At 64.6% G+C, this 19,394-nt stretch carries 21 protein-coding genes; 12 read left to right on the forward strand and 9 right to left on the reverse strand.

What is annotated here, in order from left to right:
* Nucleotides 1-143 precede the first annotated feature (143 nt).
* Nucleotides 144-578, forward strand: a complete 435-nt coding sequence (locus tag H8F24_RS05210) for an HNH endonuclease (RefSeq protein WP_197157889.1) — start codon at nt 144-146, stop codon at nt 576-578.
* Here the strand turns inward: H8F24_RS05210 and H8F24_RS05215 are convergent.
* The gene (locus H8F24_RS05215) at nt 524-826 is read right to left on the reverse strand and encodes a hypothetical protein (RefSeq protein ID WP_197172585.1); all 303 of its coding nucleotides are present in this window, start codon (nt 824-826) and stop codon (nt 524-526) included. The two genes, H8F24_RS05210 and H8F24_RS05215, sit on opposite strands and share 55 nt — an antisense overlap.
* Before the next feature lie 152 nt (nt 827-978).
* On the opposite strand from H8F24_RS05215, the gene H8F24_RS05220 reads away from it, so the two are divergent.
* Nucleotides 979-1,905, forward strand: a complete 927-nt coding sequence (locus H8F24_RS05220; RefSeq protein ID WP_231598114.1) for an SDR family oxidoreductase — start codon at nt 979-981, stop codon at nt 1,903-1,905.
* Nucleotides 1,906-1,929: 24 nt separating this feature from the next.
* On the opposite strand, the gene H8F24_RS05225 is transcribed toward H8F24_RS05220, so the two are convergent.
* Nucleotides 1,930-2,100, reverse strand: coding sequence for a hypothetical protein (locus tag H8F24_RS05225; RefSeq protein WP_197157887.1), 171 nt, complete (start codon nt 2,098-2,100; stop codon nt 1,930-1,932).
* On the opposite strand from H8F24_RS05225, the gene pdxA reads away from it, so the two are divergent.
* On the forward strand, nt 2,099-3,127 hold the full coding sequence (gene pdxA, locus H8F24_RS05230) for a 4-hydroxythreonine-4-phosphate dehydrogenase PdxA (protein WP_197171276.1): 1,029 nt from the start codon (nt 2,099-2,101) through the stop codon (nt 3,125-3,127). The genes H8F24_RS05225 and pdxA overlap by 2 nt on opposite strands.
* A gap of 33 nt (nt 3,128-3,160) precedes the next feature.
* Here pdxA and accB read toward each other — a convergent pair whose 3' ends face one another.
* Both accB and efp read right to left on the reverse strand, forming a co-directional pair.
* Nucleotides 3,161-3,649 carry an acetyl-CoA carboxylase biotin carboxyl carrier protein gene (gene accB, locus H8F24_RS05235; RefSeq protein WP_197157883.1) on the reverse strand — a complete coding sequence of 163 codons (489 nt, stop codon included), beginning with the start codon at nt 3,647-3,649 and terminating at the stop codon, nt 3,161-3,163.
* A 5-nt stretch (nt 3,650-3,654) separates the two neighbouring features.
* Nucleotides 3,655-4,215 (reverse strand): elongation factor P, encoded by a 561-nt coding sequence (gene efp, locus H8F24_RS05240; protein WP_197157881.1) that lies wholly within the window; start codon nt 4,213-4,215, stop codon nt 3,655-3,657.
* A gap of 231 nt (nt 4,216-4,446) precedes the next feature.
* Here efp and H8F24_RS05245 point away from each other — a divergent pair, with 231 nt between their 5' ends.
* Both H8F24_RS05245 and thiL read left to right on the forward strand, forming a co-directional pair.
* On the forward strand, nt 4,447-5,490 hold the full coding sequence (locus H8F24_RS05245; RefSeq protein ID WP_197158989.1) for a peptidylprolyl isomerase: 1,044 nt from the start codon (nt 4,447-4,449) through the stop codon (nt 5,488-5,490).
* Nucleotides 5,483-6,574 carry a thiamine-phosphate kinase gene (gene thiL, locus H8F24_RS05250; protein ID WP_197157879.1) on the forward strand — a complete coding sequence of 364 codons (1,092 nt, stop codon included), beginning with the start codon at nt 5,483-5,485 and terminating at the stop codon, nt 6,572-6,574. Before H8F24_RS05245 ends, thiL begins: the two co-directional genes overlap by 8 nt.
* A gap of 126 nt (nt 6,575-6,700) precedes the next feature.
* Here thiL and H8F24_RS05255 read toward each other — a convergent pair whose 3' ends face one another.
* The gene (locus H8F24_RS05255; RefSeq protein WP_197157877.1) at nt 6,701-7,723 is read right to left on the reverse strand and encodes a type I glyceraldehyde-3-phosphate dehydrogenase; all 1,023 of its coding nucleotides are present in this window, start codon (nt 7,721-7,723) and stop codon (nt 6,701-6,703) included.
* Between the two features lie 165 nt (nt 7,724-7,888).
* Between H8F24_RS05255 and murC the strand changes: the two genes are divergently transcribed.
* From murC to H8F24_RS05270, 3 genes are read left to right on the forward strand one after another with little or no spacing between them, the layout of a single operon-like run.
* Nucleotides 7,889-9,346, forward strand: coding sequence for a UDP-N-acetylmuramate--L-alanine ligase (gene murC / locus H8F24_RS05260; RefSeq protein ID WP_370594672.1), 1,458 nt, complete (start codon nt 7,889-7,891; stop codon nt 9,344-9,346).
* A gap of 5 nt (nt 9,347-9,351) precedes the next feature.
* A complete protein-coding gene (murB, locus tag H8F24_RS05265) occupies nt 9,352-10,251 on the forward strand; it encodes a UDP-N-acetylmuramate dehydrogenase (protein WP_197157875.1) in 900 nt (299 codons plus the stop codon).
* Nucleotides 10,252-10,275: 24 nt separating this feature from the next.
* The gene (locus tag H8F24_RS05270; protein WP_197157873.1) at nt 10,276-10,617 is read left to right on the forward strand and encodes a YbaB/EbfC family nucleoid-associated protein; all 342 of its coding nucleotides are present in this window, start codon (nt 10,276-10,278) and stop codon (nt 10,615-10,617) included.
* Between the two features lie 34 nt (nt 10,618-10,651).
* On the opposite strand, the gene rsgA is transcribed toward H8F24_RS05270, so the two are convergent.
* Genes rsgA through grpE form a run of 4 tightly spaced genes read right to left on the reverse strand, consistent with a single transcriptional unit; the run spans nt 10,652 to nt 13,794 of the window.
* A complete protein-coding gene (gene rsgA, locus H8F24_RS05275) occupies nt 10,652-11,695 on the reverse strand; it encodes a ribosome small subunit-dependent GTPase A (RefSeq protein ID WP_197157871.1) in 1,044 nt (347 codons plus the stop codon).
* Nucleotides 11,685-11,972: a sulfurtransferase TusA family protein gene (locus tag H8F24_RS05280; RefSeq protein WP_370594671.1), complete on the reverse strand. Its 288-nt coding sequence runs from the start codon at nt 11,970-11,972 to the stop codon at nt 11,685-11,687. The genes rsgA and H8F24_RS05280 overlap by 11 nt, the downstream gene beginning before the upstream one ends.
* An 8-nt stretch (nt 11,973-11,980) precedes the next feature.
* Nucleotides 11,981-13,102 (reverse strand): molecular chaperone DnaJ, encoded by a 1,122-nt coding sequence (gene dnaJ, locus H8F24_RS05285; RefSeq protein WP_197157867.1) that lies wholly within the window; start codon nt 13,100-13,102, stop codon nt 11,981-11,983.
* On the reverse strand, nt 13,102-13,794 hold the full coding sequence (grpE, locus tag H8F24_RS05290) for a nucleotide exchange factor GrpE (protein WP_231598115.1): 693 nt from the start codon (nt 13,792-13,794) through the stop codon (nt 13,102-13,104). The genes dnaJ and grpE overlap by 1 nt, the downstream gene beginning before the upstream one ends.
* A 100-nt stretch (nt 13,795-13,894) precedes the next feature.
* Between grpE and H8F24_RS05295 the strand changes: the two genes are divergently transcribed.
* The 4 genes from H8F24_RS05295 to H8F24_RS05310 all read left to right on the forward strand — a co-directional run bounded on the left by H8F24_RS05295 (nt 13,895) and on the right by H8F24_RS05310 (nt 19,333).
* Nucleotides 13,895-15,805: a GspE/PulE family protein gene (locus tag H8F24_RS05295; protein ID WP_197157865.1), complete on the forward strand. Its 1,911-nt coding sequence runs from the start codon at nt 13,895-13,897 to the stop codon at nt 15,803-15,805.
* A gap of 9 nt (nt 15,806-15,814) precedes the next feature.
* Nucleotides 15,815-16,894, forward strand: a complete 1,080-nt coding sequence (locus H8F24_RS05300) for a type IV pilus twitching motility protein PilT (protein ID WP_197157863.1) — start codon at nt 15,815-15,817, stop codon at nt 16,892-16,894.
* A 20-nt stretch (nt 16,895-16,914) separates the two neighbouring features.
* Nucleotides 16,915-18,177 carry a type II secretion system F family protein gene (locus H8F24_RS05305; RefSeq protein WP_197157861.1) on the forward strand — a complete coding sequence of 421 codons (1,263 nt, stop codon included), beginning with the start codon at nt 16,915-16,917 and terminating at the stop codon, nt 18,175-18,177.
* Between the two features lie 202 nt (nt 18,178-18,379).
* Nucleotides 18,380-19,333 (forward strand): IS1595 family transposase, encoded by a 954-nt coding sequence (locus H8F24_RS05310; protein ID WP_197171117.1) that lies wholly within the window; start codon nt 18,380-18,382, stop codon nt 19,331-19,333.
* Nucleotides 19,334-19,394: the final 61 nt, after the last annotated feature.

Consider the following 19,394-nt stretch of genomic DNA (forward strand, 5'->3'; position numbering starts at 1 on the left):
AACGCTGGCGTGGCTCGGACTGCGAGGCCTGTGGCGAGGATGGCTCAGGCAAGCGAAGACGAATCTGTCTCTGGAACTGCCATCCACGACACATTGCCACGCCGGACGATGGGGTCAAACTGCCGCCGAACCGAGGCGCGCACATGCAGGCCAGGGATGCGGTCTTCCTGGAAGATCTCTGCCCAAAGTTGCGTGCCAGACGCTGGCGACGGTCGATCCATCAGGTGACCGACAGCCACTGCCTCTACTGCGGACGACCTTCTGAATCCATTGATCATGTGCTGCCCCGCAGCCGCGGCGGGATGAGCGTCACTGAGAACTGTGTACCGGCCTGCCTGGCCTGTAACGGCGCCAAAGGGGATACCGAGGCCTTCGACTGGTACCGCCGTCAGTCGTTCTACGACCCGCGTCGCGCCATGGCTCTGCGCGCCTGGATGGACGGCGATCTGCGCCTGGCCCTACGGCTGCTGCAGTGGAGTCTTCCGGCCCAGGCCGGGCCAGGCGCTGCGGGCGCTGACCCGGCTCACCAGACGCGGCAGGCGACAACACCGTTGTATCGCTGGCAGATGGCCTCCTGATCGGCCGGTCGCTCTGGAGCCACCAGAAGCGCCATCACCACCAGCAGCACGCCCAGCAGTGCTGTGATCGCCACGGAGTCGACCGGCTCCGCGGAGCGATCCGGCACGCACGTCAACGGCCGCTGCCTGGATCCCGCAGGGGCGACAACCGTCCGGGCCCGAGCGGTGCCGCGCCGGAAGCGGGGTGGTCGCGGGCGGGCGACGAGAAGCGGCAGCACAGGCAGAGAGGATGGGGAGGAACAGGGCACGGCAACACCTGGAATGATCGGCTAATACATCTGTACTGTTTCTCGATCTGGCTGTCAAGGCCCTCGCCGTACCCCTTCGCCTGCCTTCAGCCGCACTGCAGGCGCCCGCACTACAGGCCCCCGTGCTGCCCTCACCCACGCCGTCCTCGACCGTGCCGCCCTCGTCTGCTCCGCTCCCGCTCCTCCTGCCTGCAGCACTGCGCCCCCGGCGGGTATTGGTGGTGGGCGGCGGCTACAGCGGCAACCGCTTCGCGGCGGCGCTGAGCGCCCAGGCGGTGCCGGTGATCACAACCCACCGCCGGCCGGCCGATGCCAACGCACCACTGACCTGGCTGCCGTTCGACAGCGAAGCCGGCATAGTGCCCGGCCGCACCGATCTGGAGGGCTTCAGCCATGTGCTCACCACCGTGCCGCCGGGCCGCGATGGCCGCGATCCGGTGCTCGATCTGCTCGGACCGTTGCTGCGCAGCCTGCCCCTGCAATGGCTGGGCGTTCTCTCCACCACCGGCGTCTATGGCGACACGGCCGGTGCCTGGGTTGACGAGACAGCCCCGCTGCAACCCTCGCTGGAGCGCAGCCGCGCCCGGGTCGCCAGCGAAGCCGGTTGGCGAGCTCTGGGACTGCCCCTGCAGATCTTTCGTCTACCGGCGATCTATGGCCCCGGCCGCAGCCCCTTCGCCAGCCTGCGCAGCGGCCGCAGCCGGCTGATCCACAAGCCTGGCCAGGTGTTCAGCCGCATCCACGTCGACGACATCGTCGGGGCGCTGTTGCATAACCTCGCCCTGCCGGCGGAACAACGGCCACCCGTGCTCAACGTCTCGGATAACAGACCCTGCCCCTCGAGCGAAACCCTGGGCTACGCCGCCCACCTGATCGGCCATCCCCTGCCGCCGGTGGCGTCGTACGACGCCATCGCCGACACGATGAGCCCGATGGCCCGCAGCTTCTGGAGCGAGAACCGGCGCGTCGGCAACCTGCTTCTCTGCCAGAAGCTGGGGTATCGCCTGCGGTACCCCAGCTACCGCGAGGGCTACCGCGCCTGCCTGCAGGAAGAAAACGGGACACCTGAACCCGACTGAACAGCACGGGCGAGGACGCGCCCCTCAGGGGGAGCTGTCCGAGGCACAGACCGGTGTGGCCTTCTCCTGCAGATCCTGCATGGTGGGAATGTTCAGGTCCCTCAGCATCCGGCAGGAATCCAGCACGATCCAGCCACGGCTCAGTCCCGTGGCCACCCCCAGCAGCAACAGACCACCCAGCAACCAGCGAATCATGGTGTCAGCAGGTCCAGGTACTCCCTACCTTGACGCTAGGAGAGCCCGGCGGCTGGCCATCGCCCTCGGCGACCCCGCCGGCATCGGTATCGAAGTGACCCTCAAGGCGCTGGCCAGGCCGCTCCCCGGCGACCTGGTCCCAGTGCTGGTGGGGTGTCGGCGTTGGCTGGAACGCAGCTACGAAGCCCTGCGCGTCCACAGTCGTGAGGCCCTGGCCGATCCGGCAGATTTCGAGGTGGTCGACCTGCCGCTGCTGGAACCAGCCGCATGGGGGCAAAGCACACCCGCCTGCGGCGACGCCTGCTTCCACTGGCTCACGGCGGCCACCGAACAGGTGCTGCAGGGCGATTGCGACGCCCTTGTGACAGCCCCGATCGCCAAGGCAAGCTGGGCGGCCGCCGGGCATCCGTACCCGGGCCAGACGGAACGGCTGTCCGAACTGGCCGGAGGGGCACCGACCTCGATGCTGTTCACGGCCCGCTCACCGCGAGGAAACTGGCGACTCAACACCCTGCTGGCCACCACCCACATCCCCCTCGCAGCAGTGCCGGCAGCCCTGGGACCGGAGCTGGTGCAGACCAAGCTGGACGTGCTGCTGAGCTTCTGCCAACGCTTCAGCCCACGGCCGCGGCTTGTGGTGGCCGGACTCAATCCCCACGCCGGCGAAGCGGGCCAGCTCGGCCGCGAGGAGCTCGAGTGGCTGAACGCCTGTCTGGAGGACTGGCGCAAATACCATCCCAACGTGACCCTGCAGGGCCCACTGCCACCGGATACCTGCTGGCTGGACGCCGGCAGCGCCTGGCACGGCCATGGCCCAGGTGCCGATGGCTATCTGGCCCTGTACCACGATCAGGGCTTGATCCCCGTGAAGCTGCTGGCCTTTGACGCCGCCGTGAACACCAGTCTGGGGCTGCCCTTTCTGCGCACCTCTCCCGACCATGGCACCGGCTTTGACATCGCCGGCCAGGGAGTGGCACGACCCGACAGCATGGCAGCGGCGATCACGACGGCCTGGGAATTCGGCTGACACTGCCCATCGAGCCGGCAGCTCCAGGGCCGTTCAGACCGATTTGACGCGCATCAACACCTGGCCGAACTCAACCGGCGTGCCGTTCTCCACAAGGATCTCGACGAGCTCCCCACTCACTTCTGCCTCGAGCTCATTCATCAGCTTCATGGCCTCAAGAATGCAGATCGGCTGACCGGCACTGATCCGATCACCCAGCTCCACAAAGGAAGGCTCCCCAGGGGCGGGAGACCGATAGAACGTGCCCACCATCGGTGCCGTGATATCGATCAGATCACTACGCGCAGCGGCGGCGGCAGGTGGCGGCGCCGAAGGAGCGGATGGTGCGGCCGGGGTCGTGGGCATCGGTGTCTCAAGGCCAGGGCTGGCCACCGGCGCCTGGACCAGGGTGACCGGGGCCGTGCTGGGGAGGTTGCGACGCACCTCCAGGCGGAAGTCATCACCCTCGAGCCTGAGCTCCTGGATGTCGCTCTCACCAAGCAGGGCCAGGAGTCGGTGAAGTTGGTCGTGATCGAGCTGCATGGTGATCAGGTCTCCCGGCCGAGGTAGCTGTCGGTGCGGGTATCGATCTTGATCTTCTCGCCGATCGACAGGAACAGGGGGACCATCACCTGGGCGCCGGTCTCGACGATGGCGGGCTTCGTTCCACCGGTGGCCGTGTCACCCTTCACGCCGGGATCGGTCTGGGTGATCTCCAGCACCACCGAATTGGGCAACTCCACCTCGAGGGGCTTGCCGTTCCAGGACACCACGTTCACCTCCATCCCCTCCTTGAGGTACTTACGGCTGTCGCCGATCTGCTTGGCCGTGAGGCGGGTCTCCTCATAGGAGCTCATGTCCATGAACACATAGTCCTCGCCCTCCATGTAGGTGTGCTGGAGGGTGCTCTTCTCAAGGATGGCCTGGGGGAGCATTTCCCCGGCACGGAAGGTCTTCTCGACCACGTTGCCGCTCTGGACGGCCTTCAGCTTCGTACGCACGAAGGCCGAGCCCTTGCCGGGTTTCACATGGAGGAATTCAACGACCCGCCAGACCTGCCCATCCAGCTCAATCGAGGTCCCGGTACGAAAGTCGTTGCTGGAGATCATTCCGGCGGTTCGGATGGGGCGGATTGTACGGCTGGCTACCGGAGCGTCCTTGCGAAGGCTTGCGCAGCAGGCGCGGTCGGCTCCGTAACCCTGTGCCAGATTCCTGATAAAGGCAGCAGGAGCGGGGCCATGGTGGTGGGTCTGGGGCAAGTCGTTCCGGCAGAGGAGAGACAACGGTTCGGGCGCACGGACCGGGCGGGTGGCTCCCTGTGGCGGCAGGCCCTTGGCCTGATGCTGCTGGCCCTGCTGCTGCTGGCTCCGGCCTCCGGGCCGGCCCTGGCAGCCCTGCCCCCAGGCAACGCCATCAGCGATCCCACGGCCCTGCTGCGCAATGCCCTGCCGATCCAGGCCTCCGATCTGCAGGATCTGCAGCATCGCCTCGAGGCCACCAGCGACGACCTGCGGGCCAAGCGCTGGAACGCCCTGCTCGGGGCCGTGCGCCGCAGCCAATCGCTGCTCGCCTCCCGCCAGGAGGCGATGGTGAACAACTTCCCGGACACCGATCGCGACGCCGCAGGCACCCTCCTGAGCAAGCTGGGCGACCAGTTGGAGACGCTGGCCGGCACCGCCGAACAACAGAACCGCGATGCCTTCCTGGCGGCACGCCGGCAGGCCCTGGCCACGATCGGCGCGGCCGAGGCGATGCTGGTCGGGCCCTTCCCCTATGCCATCCCCGAGAGCTTCGCCGACCTGCCACGGCTGCTGGGGCGCGCCACGGTGCAGCTGACCACCACCAAGGGTGATCTCACTGCGGTGGTGGATGGCTACAACGCGCCGCTCACCGCCGGAGCCTTCGTGGACCTGGCCCAGCGCGGCTTCTACGACGGCCTGCCCTTCATCCGCGCCGAAGACTTCTACGTGCTCCAGACCGGCGATCCCAGTGGTCCGGCCGATGGCTTCATCGATCCCACCACGAAGCTGGAGCGGCATGTGCCCCTGGAAATCCGCGTTCCCGGCGAGAAGGCCCCCTTCTACAACCAGACCTTTGAAGATCTGGGGATGTTCAAGGCGGAGCCGGTGCTGCCCTTCTCCAGCAAAGGCACCCTGGGATGGGCCCACTCCGATGAGGCCCTCGACGACGGCTCCTCCCAGTTCTTCCTGTTCCTGTTCGAGCCCGAACTGACGCCCGCGGGCCTCAACCTGATCGACGGCCGTTATGCCGCGTTCGGTTATGTGGTCGACGGCTTCGACGTTCTCGAGGAACTCACCGCCGATGACGGCATCGTCAGGATCCGGGTGCTGGAAGGCGCAGAGAATCTTCAGGCCCATGGCTGAACCGGCCCCTCCGGCTTCGGCCGGAGACCGTGGATCACTGGCCTCCCCAACCACCCTGTCCGATCTGGGTGAATGGGAGCTGATCCGGCGCCTGGGGGCCTTCGCCCCCACTGACCAGTTCAGCGACGATGCCGCCCTCGTGCCCGGAGGCAGCGGCAGCATCGTGATCAACACCGATGTACTGGTGGAGGGCCTTCACTTCAGTGAGGCCACCACCGGAGCCGCCGATGTGGGCTGGCGCGCCGCCGTGGCGAATCTCTCGGACCTGGCGGCCATGGGCTGCCAGGAAGTAGTGGGGCTGACGGTGGGGCTGGTGGCTCCACCCACCACGGCCTGGGCCTGGGTGGAGGAGGTCTATCAGGGCCTGTCTGCGGCCCTGCGTCGCTATGGAGGCACCCTGCTGGGGGGGGACTGCAGCGCTGGCAACCAGCGCCTGCTGGCGATCACGGCCCTGGGCCGGCTGGCGGCGGCTTCCCAGCAGACCGCCGCTGCACAGGGAAGGACCCATGGCATGATCCGCCGCGGCGGCGGACGGGCCGGCGATCTGCTGGTGAGCACGGGCCACCATGGCCTCAGCCGCCTGGGGCTGGCGTTGCTGCAGGGGGATTCAGGCCTCGACGTCGCGGCGATCGATCCGTCGCTGCGGCAGCGGGCCATCGAGGCCCACCGACGGCCGCGGCCCCGTTTCGATGCGGTGGAAGCTCTGCACCGCAGCCAGCCGGCTGGGGAGCCCTGGCGGGTTGGGGGCACCGACAGCAGTGATGGGCTGGTGGCCGCAGCCCAGGCGATCGGCGCCGCCAGTGGTTGCGATGTACTGCTGCAGAGCACCACCTTGCCGATGGATCCGGCCATGGGCCTCCTGCCGCAGGGGCGGTGCTGGTGCCTGGGGGGCGGAGAGGATTTCGAACTGGTGCTGGCCCTGCCGCGGGCCTGGGCGCAGGCCCTGGCCGAGGAGCTGGAGGAGGGTCAGCTGATCGGCGCCCTGGTGGCTGGGAACGGCGTGGTGCGCTGGGCGGAGAACCGCGAGCCCCTGGCAGCAGACAATGCCGGCTTCAGCCACTTCCGCGCAGCTTCGACTGATTGAGACCCTGCGCCTGCACAGGCCTGAAACCAAAAAACCGCCCCCAGGAGGAGGCGGCTCGACTCTCGGCAGAACCAGGCTGTGATCACAGGCTGGGTGATCACAGACCGGGTGTTCACACAACAGTGATCACTTCCAGTTGCTGGCCACCACTTCAGCAAGATCGACGACGCGCTGGCTGTAGCCCCACTCGTTGTCGTACCAGGAGATCACTTTCACCATATTGCCGTCCATCACCATGGTGAGGTCGGAATCCACGATGGTGGACTCATTGGTACCGGCATGGTCGGTGGAGACCAGGGGCAGATCCGAGTACTTGATGATGCCCTTCATCTCGTTCTGCGAGGCGGCCTTGAAAATGGCATTCACTTCCTCCTTGGTGGTGGAGCGGCTCACCTCCAACACCATGTCAACCACCGAAACATTGGGGGTGGGCACCCGCATGGCAATGCCGTTGAGCTTCCCCTTCATCGGCGGATACACCAGGGCCACAGCCGTGGCAGCACCGGTCGAGGTGGGCACGATGTTCACGGCGGCGGCACGGGCTCGGCGCAGATCTCGGTGGCTGGCATCGAGAATGCGCTGGTCACCGGTGTAGCTGTGCGTGGTAGTCATCATGCCCTTGATGATCCCCAGGGACTGATCAAGTACCTTCACCAGCGGCGCCATGCAATTGGTGGTGCAGCTGGCGTTGCTGATGATGTTCCAATCATCGTGGCGGTACTCGTGAGCATTCACGCCCACCACAAAGGTACCGACGCCTTCCCCTTTACCTGGTGCCGTGATCAGAACTTTGCTGGCACCAGCCTCAATGTGCTTGCCCGCACCCTTCTGGTCGATGAAGACGCCGGTGGCCTCAATCACCAGATCAACGCCCCACTCCTTCCAGGGAAGGTTGAGTGGATTTCGATCCGAGAAACACTTGATCGACTTGCCATTCACGATGATGGAGTCATCGGTGTAGCTCACCTCCGCATCACGGATGTGGCCCAGCATCGTGTCGTACTCCAGCAAGTGTGCGTTGGTACGCGGATCCGAGGTGTCATTCAGGCCCACCACCTCGATACCGGTGTTGGCACCCCGGCTCAGCCAGCAGCGCATGAAGTTGCGACCGATCCGGCCAAATCCATTGATCGCAACACGCAGGGTCATGGCAGAAAACGGCGAAAACCGCTAGCAAAGGTGATTTTGGCTATGAATCATACAGAAATCATTGGCGCACCTCCTTTGCTGTGAGCTGGCCGCTTGACTGCCACACCGAGAAGCGACGCATCTCGTAAAGGTTCAGGGCCCTTTCACGGCTTAACTTCTACGAGCATGGAGACCCCTTTGGCCCTGTCGCTCAACCGCCAGCAACCGATTCACTTCATCGGTGTCGGCGGCATCGGCATGTCGGCCCTCGCTGGGATTCTGGCGGAGCGGGGCTTCAGCGTCAGCGGCTCCGACCCCCGCGACAGCGCCGTGCTGCAGGCACTGAGGCATCGCGGTGTCCGGGTGTTCCGCGAGCAGAGCGCCAGCACGATCTCCGCCATCCGCAGCGGCACCTCCCATCAACCCCTGGTGGTGATCAGCACCGCCGTGCCAGCCAGCAATGCCGAGCTGAAGGAGGCTGAGCGGGCCGGTCTGCACATCTGCCACCGCTCCGACGTACTGGCGGCTCTGATCAACGGCCAGCCCTCGATCGCCGTGGCCGGCAGTCACGGCAAGACCACCACCAGCACGCTGATCGCCACCCTGCTGGAGGCCACCCACCACGACCCCACCGCGGTGATCGGCGGCATCGTGCCCGCCTTCGGCAGCAATGGCCGCAACGGAGCGGGCAAACTGCTTGTGGCAGAAGCGGACGAGTCGGACGGATCCCTGGTGAAGTTTCGCGCCCAACTGGGGGTGCTCACCAACCTGGAACTGGACCACACCGACCACTACGCCGACCTCGAAGCCCTGATCGGTACCGTTCGCCGCTTCGCCGCCAGTTCCAGTGAGGTTCTGGCCAATCGCGACTGTCCGATCCTGCGGGCGCACTTCAACGCCGACCACTGGTGGTCGATCGAGACGGCCGAGGGGGTGGCCTTCGCGGCTCTGCCGCTGGAGGAACGCGGCGACGGCACCACGGTGCGCTTCTTCGAAGGGGGGAGCCCCAGCGGCGAATTCCATCTGCCCCTGCCAGGCCGCCACAACCTCAGCAACGCCGCCGCCGCGATCGCCGCCTGCAGGCTGCAGGGGGTGTCCTTCGCCGAGCTACGCCAGGCCGTGGAACGGTTGCAGACCCCTGGACGGCGGTTTGACTATCGCGGCAGCTGGAACGGTCGCCTGATCGTGGATGACTATGCCCACCATCCCAGCGAGGTGAGTGCCACCCTCACCATGGCGCAGCTGATGGTGAGCAGTGGTCGCAGCCCCCTCCCTGCAGACCCCCGGCGGGTGGTGGCCGTGTTTCAGCCCCACCGCTTCAGCCGAACGGCCCAGTTCCTTGAGGGCTTCGCCGAGGCCCTCAGCTGTGCGGATGCGGTGCTGCTGGCTCCGCTGTACGCCGCCGGCGAGGCGCCGCTGCCCGGGATTGACAGCACCGCGATCGCCGTTCTGCTGCAGCGGATTGCCCCTGCGTTGCCGGTCCAGGTGGCTGCCTCGCTCGACCAGCTGGCCGAGCTGGTGACGACATCCACCGAACGTGGCGATCTGGTGCTGGCCATGGGCGCCGGGGATGTGAACGGTCTGTGGGACCGCCTGCAGAACCTGGGCGAGACTGACCTCCCCGTCACCGCGGTGGCGGCCTGAACGTGATGCAGACCACTGTGGGGCCACCCGCTGGGCTCCGCCAGGACGTTCGGCTCGGTGATTACACCACCTGGAAGGTGGGCGGTCCGGCGTCCTGGTTTGCCGAGCCTGCCAGTCAGCTGGAACTGCTGGCCCTGGTGAGCTGGGCGATCAGCGAGGGCCTGCCGCTGCAGTGCATCGGGGCCGGCTCCAACCTGCTGATCTCGGATGCCGGGCTCGACGGCCTGACCCTCTGCCATCGGCGCCTGCAGGGCAGCCGTCTCGACCCCCACGAGGGCCTGGTGGTGGCCGAAGCGGGAGAGCCGATCCCCACCCTGGCGCGGCGGGCCGCCCGGGCCGGACTGAGCGGTCTGGAATGGGCGGTGGGCATCCCCGGCACCGTCGGAGGTGCCGCCGTGATGAACGCCGGCGCCCAGGGGGGCTGTACGGCGGAGTGGCTGGAGTCGGTGCGGGTGGTGGATCCGCAACGGCCGCAACACCCTTTCGACCTGCGCGCCAGCGAGCTCGACTTCGCCTACCGCCACAGCCGGCTCCAACAGGAGCGACTGATCGTGCTCTCCGCCCGCTTCCGACTGAGCCCCGGCCACGACCCCGCGGCAGTGACCGCCCGCACCAGCAGCAATCTGCACAGCCGCACCAGCACCCAGCCCTATCAGCAACCAAGCTGCGGCAGCGTCTTCCGCAACCCCGAACCCCAGAAGGCCGGGCGGTTGATCGAAGACCTGGGTCTCAAGGGTCTCAGCATCGGCGGCGCCCAGGTGTCACCCCTGCACGCCAATTTCATCGTCAACACCGGTGCGGCCCGCGCCGCCGACATCGATGCCCTGATCCAGGCAGTTCAGGCGCGGGTACGGCAACACCATGGCATTGAGCTCCATCCAGAGGTGAAACGACTCGGGCCCTAACCTGAGCGGAGTTTCCCAACCGTGATGGCTGGCTTCGGTCTTCCCAATTTCGGTCAACTCACCGAAGCCTTTCGCAAAGCTCAGCAGATCCAGCAGGACGCCCAGAAACTGCAGGACGAGCTTGATGCCATGGAGATCGAGGGCAGCAGTGCCGATGGACGAGCCAGCGTCTGGCTCACCGGCAACCAGCAGCCCCTGAAGGTACGCCTCAGTGCCGAACTGGTGGCAGACGGCGCTGAGGCCACCGAAACGGCCACCCTGGAGGCGCTCAAGGCCGCCTACGACCTCTCCACCAGCACCATGAAGGAGCGGATGGAAGAACTGACCGGCGGCCTCAATCTCAACCTGCCCGGCATGGGGGGCTGAGCTGGAAGGGCCCGGAGGCTGAGGCCAACCGGGATCAGTCCTGTTCCAGATCCTGGCTGGCCTGCTGCCGTTGTCGCCGCCGCGACAGCTGGCGCAGGGGAGCGGCCAGACGCAACGCCTCGCCATCGCCGCGCTGGCGATCACTGACCTTGATCGGGACCGCCGCCGCCGTGGCCTCCACCTCGGCCAGGCACTGGCCATACAGGGTGTAGCGATCCCAGTCAGAACCAAGGCTGCATCCCGGATCCTGCTGATGGCGGCAGTTGCGGAAGCGGCAGGGCTGCTCGGCCAGACGCCGCCGTATCTCGGGGAACAGCTGTGCCAGTGCCTCCGGCTGGGCTGGCAACACGGGGCGGTTGAATCCCGGCGTATCGGCCAGCAGCACCCCCTCCGTCAACGGAAACAGCTCCACGTGGCGGGTGGTGTGGCGGCCCCGCTGCAATCGCCCCGACACCGCCGCCACCCGCAGGTCCAGATCGGGCCGCAGGGCGTTGAGCAGGCTGCTCTTGCCCACTCCGGAGGGTCCACAGAAGACGGTGATGCCAGGAGTGCGAAGGCGGGCACGCAGGGCCTCCAGGCCGGCGCCCGAGGCAGACGAGACCGGCAGGGGGTCGTAGCCCCACTGGCGCAGCCGGTCGCACCAGCGGTGCTGCAGGGCGGCCTCGGTGAGATCGGCCTTGGCCACCACCAGCTCGACCCGGCAGCCAGTGGCTTCGGCGGTGAGCAGGAAACGGGTCAGCTGCAGGGGGTCGACGGCCGGTTGCTGCAGGGCCACCACCACCACAATCCGCTCCACGTTCGCCACCGCCGGCCGTTCCAGCAGATTGCGGCGCGGCCGCACCCGCTCGATCGCCGCCCGGCCACTGGTCCAGTCGACCCCGCCCAGTTCGACATAATCCCCCACAGCGACCTGCTGGCCGCTCTTGTCGAGCCGGGTGCGGCGGGTGCAGAGCAGGCGCTCACAGCCATCTGGACCGGGCCGATCGAGCCGCACCCAGCAGAAGTTGGCGAGCAGGGCGACCACCTGGCCGGCACAGATCCTCTCGCTGTTGATCTGATCAGGGCGCTCAGGCGCCATGGCGACGAATCCAGAGGCGCACGCTGCCGTCGTTCCGTGCCGCTTGGCGCAGGCCATGGCCGTCGGCCGCGATGCCCTGGCTCACCATCGTCAGCGGCTCGCCGGGATCCAGGTCGACCTGCAGCCAGGCCCCGTCAGGGATCCTCTCGAGGGCCAGGCGGGTGCGGATGAAGTTGAGCGGACAGGGGGTGCCGACCAGATCGAGACAAGCGGCGATCGCGATCTGTTCAGGAGCCTCTTCAGGGGTCTGGTCTCCCCCGCCGGACGCTGCAGGCACGGCGGCATTCATCCGCCGAAGAGCCCTCCGAACAGGCCGCTCTTGTGATGGTGCCGATGGCCCTTGCTGGTGTGGTGGCCAGCCAGTTCCTCCAGCAGCTCCCGCTCCTCACCGGAGAGCTTGGTGGGCAACTGCACCTTGACGGTGAACAGGTGGTTGCCACGGGCGACGGGATTGCCGAGCTTCGGCACCCCCTTGCCCTGGAGGGTGAGCACGGCGCCGGGCTGGGTGCCCGCCGGGATCTCCAGCTCGGTGGTGCCGTCCACGGTCTCCACCTCGATGGTGTCGCCGAGGATCGCCTGCAGATAACTGAGCGTCACCTGGGACTGGATGTTGAGCCCTTCGCGGCGCAGCTGGGGATGGGGCTGAACCGTGAGGAACACGTAGAGATCCCCGGCCGGACCGCCGCGCTGGCCGGCATTGCCTTCGCCCGCCACCCGCAGCCGGGTGCCCGAATCGACCCCGGCGGGAATGTTGATCCGCAACTTCTTGCGCACCTGCTGCAGCCCCTGACCGCCACAGGCGTTGCACGGATCAGCGATCACCTGGCCACTGCCTTCGCAGTTGGGGCAGGGGGCCACCTGGGTGAAGCTGCCGAAAGGCGTGCGGGTGGCGCGGCGAACCTGACCGGCACCTCCGCAGGTGCCGCAGGTGGTGGGGCCGCTGCCGGCCTTGGCGCCTGAGCCACTGCAGGTGCTGCAGGTTTCGAGATGGCGGATCTGCACATCCTTCTCCAGGCCAGCGATGGCCTCGGCAAAGCTGATCGTCAGATCCAGGCGAAGATCATCGCCTTGGCGGGGCCCACGGCGCCGGGCCCCACCAGAGGCGGCCGCGCCGCCGAAACCGCTGAAGAAAGTTTCAAAAAGATCGGCGAAACCGCCCATGTCGCCCACGTCGGGCATGCCGGACGATCCCCCCAGACCGGCTTCACCGAACTGGTCGTAGCGGGCGCGGGTCTGGGGATCGCTCAGCACCTCATAGGCACGGCCGATCTCCTTGAATTTGTCCTCAGCACCGGGATCCTTGTTGATGTCCGGGTGGTACTGACGCGCCAGCCGGCGGTAGGCCCGCTTCAGAGTCTCTGCATCGGAGTCGCGACCGACGCCCAGCAGCTCGTAGTAATCGGCCATCAGCCGCCCTGCTCCTCACGCGGTTCAGAATCACTGCTCGGGCCAGGTCCCATCGACACCTTGACCAAGGCGTGACGCAGCACACGACCATTGAGGTGGTAGCCCCGCTGAAGCTCCGCGACCACCACATCCTCGGGGTGCTCATCGCTGGGTTCCCGCATCACCGCTTCATGGAGGCTGGGATCAAACGGCTCACCTTCGACCCGCATCGGCGAGACACCCAGCTGTTTGAACACATCCACGAGCTGCTTGTAGAGACCCTGGTAGCTGCGGTGCAGGGTCTGGGCCTCCTCGCTCTGGGGGTTGAGCTGCTGGCGGGCGCGATCGAAGTTGTCCACCACCGGCAGGATTTCACTGAGGGTGGAGCAGGTGATCTGCAGGCGCAGATCCTCCTGATCACGACTCTGGCGTTTGCGGAAGTTATCGAAGTCAGCGGCGATGCGCATGTACTGGCTGCGCAGGGTGTCGTTTTCGGCTTGCAGTGTTGCCAGACGCTGCTCCAGAGCTGGTGTGGACTCGTCAGCCTCGGCGTCAGCCCGGGCGTCGCCAGCTGCGTCCTCGCCCATGGAGGGGAGAGTCTCCCCCACGGAGGGGGAGCCGGTGTCCTCGACGGCAGACCCCTCGGCGGAGACGCCCTCACCATTGGCAGGCACGGAACTGGCCTCGGTCATCGGATGGGTGTCACCACTCATGCTGACTGGAGCGCAAATCGGATCTAGACATGTTGGAACTCAGGGCCCTCCTCCCACAAGCGGCGGAAGCCCGCACCTTTGAGCCCAGCGGTTCCGGCCCATGACTCTGACCCCCATCCGCCCGGTTGCCGACGCCCTGTTCCCCGAACAGCAACGGCTGGAAGTGGAGCTGCTGCTCGGCGAGCCGGTGCTGCGGCCCCAGGATCTGGAACGGGCCGATCACCGCCTGATGGCCGACGACCAACCGATTCGCGTCGAACGCTGGAGAGAACTGGGCTGTCTGCCCCTGCAGCAAAACGGCCAGGCCCTGCAGGTGGCCATTCCCACGCACTGGGGCCCGGCAAGCCAGCAGAGCCTGGCGGAGGAACTGACAGACGCGGGCCTGACCGCCTCCTTCAACCTCGCCCTGGCCAGTGACCTGAGCGAGCGACTGGAGAACCTCGAAACCACTCCGGTCCCTGGGGACGCCCCCTCGGCCACCGCTGTCTCCAGCGTCCGTGGGATCGACGACAGTGACACCGACGACTTCCATCTCGACGACGACAACGAGGAAGACAACGAGGGCAACGGTCATGAAGACCACGTCGCTTACACGATCCAGCCACGATCCCTGATCGAGGATCTGGCGATCTCAACAGGTGGAAGCGAACTGAGAGAGGTCACCGACGACCTCCAGGAGCTGGAGATCAGCAGCGAGAGCGCCAACGCCTCACCAATCGTGAGCCTGGTGGATCGGATCCTGATTGAGGCGTTGAGTGCCGGAGCCAGCGACATTCACATCGAACCCCAGGAACATGCCCTTGAAGTTCGCTTCCGTCAGGACGGTGTTCTGCAGAAACACTTCGAGGATCTGCCCAAGAGCCTGATCCCCGCGGTCACCTCCCGCTTCAAGATCATGGCGGATCTGGATATCGCCGAGCGGCGAATGCCTCAGGACGGCCGTATCCGCCGCACCTTCCGTGGCCGGAAGATGGATTGCCGTGTCAGCACCCTGCCGACCCGGCTGGGCGAGAAAGTGGTGCTCCGTCTGCTCGACAGCGGCGCCACCCAACTGGGTCTCGATACCTTGATCACGGATCCACAGGCGCGCGAGGTCGTACGCAACCTCGGCTCCAAGCCATTCGGCATGATCCTGGTCACCGGACCCACCGGATCCGGTAAGTCAACGACCCTTTACTCGTTGCTGGCGGAACGGAACAACCCCACAATCAATATCTCCACGGTCGAGGATCCGATTGAATACACCCTCAAGGGGATCACCCAGACCCAGGTCAACCGCGACAAGGGGCTTGATTTCAGCGTGGCCCTCAGGGCCTTCATGCGGCAGGACCCCGACGTGCTCCTGGTGGGGGAAACACGTGACCTGGAGACGGCCAAGACCGCGATCGAAGCAGCACTCACCGGCCACCTGGTCCTCACCACCCTCCACTGCAACGACGCCCCCAGCGCCATTGCCCGACTTGACGAGATGGGAGTCGAACCCTTCCTGGTGAGCGCCTCGCTTCTGGGCATCGTGTCCCAGCGGCTGCTACGCCGTGTCTGCGTGCACTGCCGACAGAGCTACCGGCCCACCCCCGAGGAGCTTGGCCGGTTCGGACTACTGGCAGGACGGGAAACCAACGTGACCTTCTTCCGGGCCAACAAGCAGCCCCCCGGAGGCCCCCACGCCTGCCCGATCTGCCAGGGCAGTGGTTACAAGGGCAGGGTGGGGGTTTACGAAGTGCTGCGAATCAACGAAGAGATCGCCGCTGCCATCGCCAAGCGAGCCACCACAGACGTCCTGAGGCGCCTGGCTCTCGAAAGTGGCATGAAGACCTTGCTCGGCTATGGCCTCGATCTGGTTCGCAACGGCGACACCACCCTCGAGGAGGTGGAACGGATGCTGCTCACAGACACGGGTCTGGAATCAGAGCGGCGGGCGCGGATGCTCTCCACGCTCACCTGTGCAGGCTGTGGTGCTGGGCTGCGGGAAGAGTGGCTGGAATGCCCCTACTGTCTGCAAAGCCGCTAAAGACGTGCCATGGACCTGATGATCGAGGATCTGATGGGCAAACTGGTTGAAGATGGCGGTAGTGATCTTCACCTCAGTGCCGGGATGCCTCCTTACGGACGCTTCAATGGCCAGCTTCGTCCGATGACGGAGACAGCGTTGAAGGAGGAAGACTGCAACAGACTGATCTTCATGTTGCTGAACAACGCCCAGCGCAAGCAACTGGAGCAAACCTGGGAACTGGACTGCTCCTATGGCCTCAAAGGCGTCTCCCGATTCCGGGTGAACGTCTATCGCCAACGCGGCACCTACGCCGCTTGCCTGAGAGCTCTTGGCAACAAGATTCCCACTCTGGACATGCTTGGACTTCCACCGATTGTGGAAGAGATGAGTCGTATCCCCAAAGGGCTGGTACTGGTAACCGGTCCGACAGGCTCCGGAAAAACCACCACTCTGGCGGCAATTCTGGATCACATCAACCACACCCGAGCTGAGCATATCCTCACGATCGAGGATCCGATCGAGTTCACCTACCGTTCCGATCAAAGCATCATCCACCAACGTGAGCTCAGTCAAGACACCCGCAGTTTCGCCAATGCCCTGCGGGCAGCTCTTCGCGAAGATCCGGACGTGATCCTGGTTGGTGAGATGCGGGACCTGGAGACGATCCAACTGGCAGTGACCGCAGCCGAAACTGGGCACCTGGTGTTCGGCACCCTGCACACCAGTTCCGCCTCCCAGACGGTGGATCGGATGGTGGACGTTTTCCCGGCGGGCCAGCAGGATCAGATCAGGGTGCAACTCAGCAGCAGCCTGATGGCTGTGTTTTCCCAGACTCTCTGCAGGCGCTGGAATCCGAAACCCGGCCAATTCGGCCGGGTGATGGCTCAGGAGATCATGATCAACACTCCTGCCATCTCCAATCTGGTGCGCGAAGGAAAAACTGCCCAGCTTTATTCCCAGATGCAGACCGGGGCCAGCCTCGGCATGCAGACCCTGGAGAAGGCCCTGGCCAATCTGGTGCTTTCCGAGGAGGTGAAACTGGAGGAGGCTCTCAGCAAGACTGCCAAACCGGAGGAACTACGCCGCCTGGTGGATCAGCTTTCCTGAACACTTACACCTGAACGGCCGTGCCCACTTTCATTGCCACCTACAAGACAAACCGCGGCAAGCAGGTCAGCCTCAATGTGGATGCGGCTGACGTGATCACGGCCAAGCGCAACCTGCGGCGGCGCGGGATTCAAGCCACATCAATCAAACAACAGGTCGACGCCAGATCATCTGCTCTCACCCGGTCAGCCAAGGGAAGCAGCGGCAGCAACCTGATGGACCAGATCAACGGGTTGCTTGAGGGAAAACCGGGCATCAAGGAGAAAGCCTTGTTCGCCAGCAAGATGGCGGCCCTGGTGGATGCGGGGGTTCCGATCGTGCGGGGCCTCAATCTGATGGCCGCCCAACAGAAGCATCCCCTGTTCAAGCGGGCCCTTACCGCCGTCAGCCTGGAAGTGAGCCAGGGAGACAGCCTTGGTGCCGCCATTCGCCGCTGGCCGAAGGTATTCGACAAGCTCACGATCGCTATGATCGAAGCCGGGGAGTTGGGCGGCGTCCTGGATGACACCCTGAAACGTCTTGCCAAACTACTGGAAGATAACGCCAAACTCCAGAATCAGATCAAGGGAGCCATGGGCTATCCCATCGCTGTGCTGGTGATCGCCATCCTCGTCTTTCTGGGCATGACGATCTTTCTGATTCCCACTTTCGCCGAAATTTTCGACAGCCTGGGTGCTGAGCTGCCGGCCTTGACCCAGATGATGGTGAATCTGAGCGCTACGCTGAGATCCAGCTTCTCACTTTTCCTGGTTGGAGGTTTGATTGTAAGCGCCTGGCTTTTCGGACGGGTTTACGCCACGCCGAAGGGTCGAAGAAATATCGATGCAAGCATTCTGAGAATCCCCCTCTTTGGCGAGCTGATCCGCACATCGGCTACGGCTCAATTCTGCCGCACCTTCAGCTCCTTAGCCAAGGCAGGCGTCCCGATTCTATTGGCGCTTGATATCGTCAGAGAAACAACAAGTAACACCATCATTTCGGACGCGATCGATGCAAGCCGAAGAGACATCCTCGAGGGCATTCCTCTCAGCGTCGCCATTGCCCGGAAAAATGTGTTTCCAGAGATGGCCGTTGGCATGATGGCCATCGGCGAAGAAACTGGTGAACTGGATACAATGCTCAACAAGGTTGCAGATTTTTACGAAGACGAAGTTTCGGCTACTGTCAAAGCACTCACCTCCATGCTGGAGCCCGCAATGATCGTTTTCGTGGGAGGCATTGTTGCTTCGATTCTCCTGGCAATGTATCTTCCAATGTTCTCCGTATTTGACAAAATTCGATGAAAGATTAATTTGTTTAGAGAATAAATTATGACCACTATTCGATACTGCTACTTCATGAATTAATTGGTATGAATTGTCCCAAGAGAATGATTGTTCTCCCAGGGGTGTCCTGAGTCCTTGTCATTCAGACTCTTGATTACCCAGCTCGCTCCGTGCAGGCCATTTGTCCCGACTAGAGTGGTACGCAGATACTGTTCTGGCCATGGCGCGCAACGGCATCCAGTTCCAGAAGGGCCTGTCTCTGCCTGAGTTCCAGCGGCTCTACGGCACAGAGGAGCAATGTGAGGCTGCTCTGGAGAAGGCTCGCTGGCCGGATGGGTTCCGGTGCCCTCGCTGCAATAGGCATGAGCATGGCCTGGTTTACGGCCGACGACTCAAGCGCTACCAATGCCGCAACTGCGGCCATCAGACAACACTCACGGCCGGCACGATCCTGCAGGCCACCAAGCTCCCTCTGACAAACTGGTTCCTGGCCTTTTATCTGATCGGCCAGGCCAAGAACGGGATCTCCTCGCTGGAATTGAGTCGTCACCTGGGCGTCAACTACGACACCGCCTGGCTGCTTCACAACAAGATCCTGCGGGCGATGAGCGAACGGGAGGAGGAGTATCTGCTGCGGGGAAAGATTCAGATAGATGATGCCTACCTCGGCGGAGAACGCACTGGCGGCAAGGTGGGTCGCGGATCAGAAAACAAGATTCCGATCGTGGCAGCCGTCTCGTTGAACGAGTCCGGCCATCCGATCCACGCAAAGATCGCGCCGGTGAATAGCTTCAGTTCAGAGGCGATCGCTAACTGGTCCTTGAATAATCTGACTCCCGGTAGCGATGTACTCTCCGATGGCCTGGCCTGCTTCCGCGCCGTGACCACGGCCAACTGCCACCACAAGGCGAATGTCACCACCGGCCAGCACCCCAACGACCTGCCGCAGTTCCGCTGGATCAACACCCTGCTGGGCAACCTAAAGACCAGCTTCAACGGCACCTTCCATGCCTTCAACTTTGACAAGTACGCCAAGCGCTACCTGGGCGGCTTCTGCTTCCGCTTCAATCGGCGCTTTGCCATGGCTGAGATGACCGAGCGCATCGCCAATGCAGTCTGCTGCTGCATGCCTTGCACGGAGCGGGATCTCAGGCTTGCGGAGGCTTATGGGTAATCAAGTTCAGACTTGTCCGACCATGCCTGGGTTGATCATCAACCCGTCTGATTGACACGGA

It is taken from the genome of Synechococcus sp. CBW1002 (assembly GCF_015840915.1).
Taxonomy (GTDB): domain Bacteria; phylum Cyanobacteriota; class Cyanobacteriia; order PCC-6307; family Cyanobiaceae; genus CBW1002.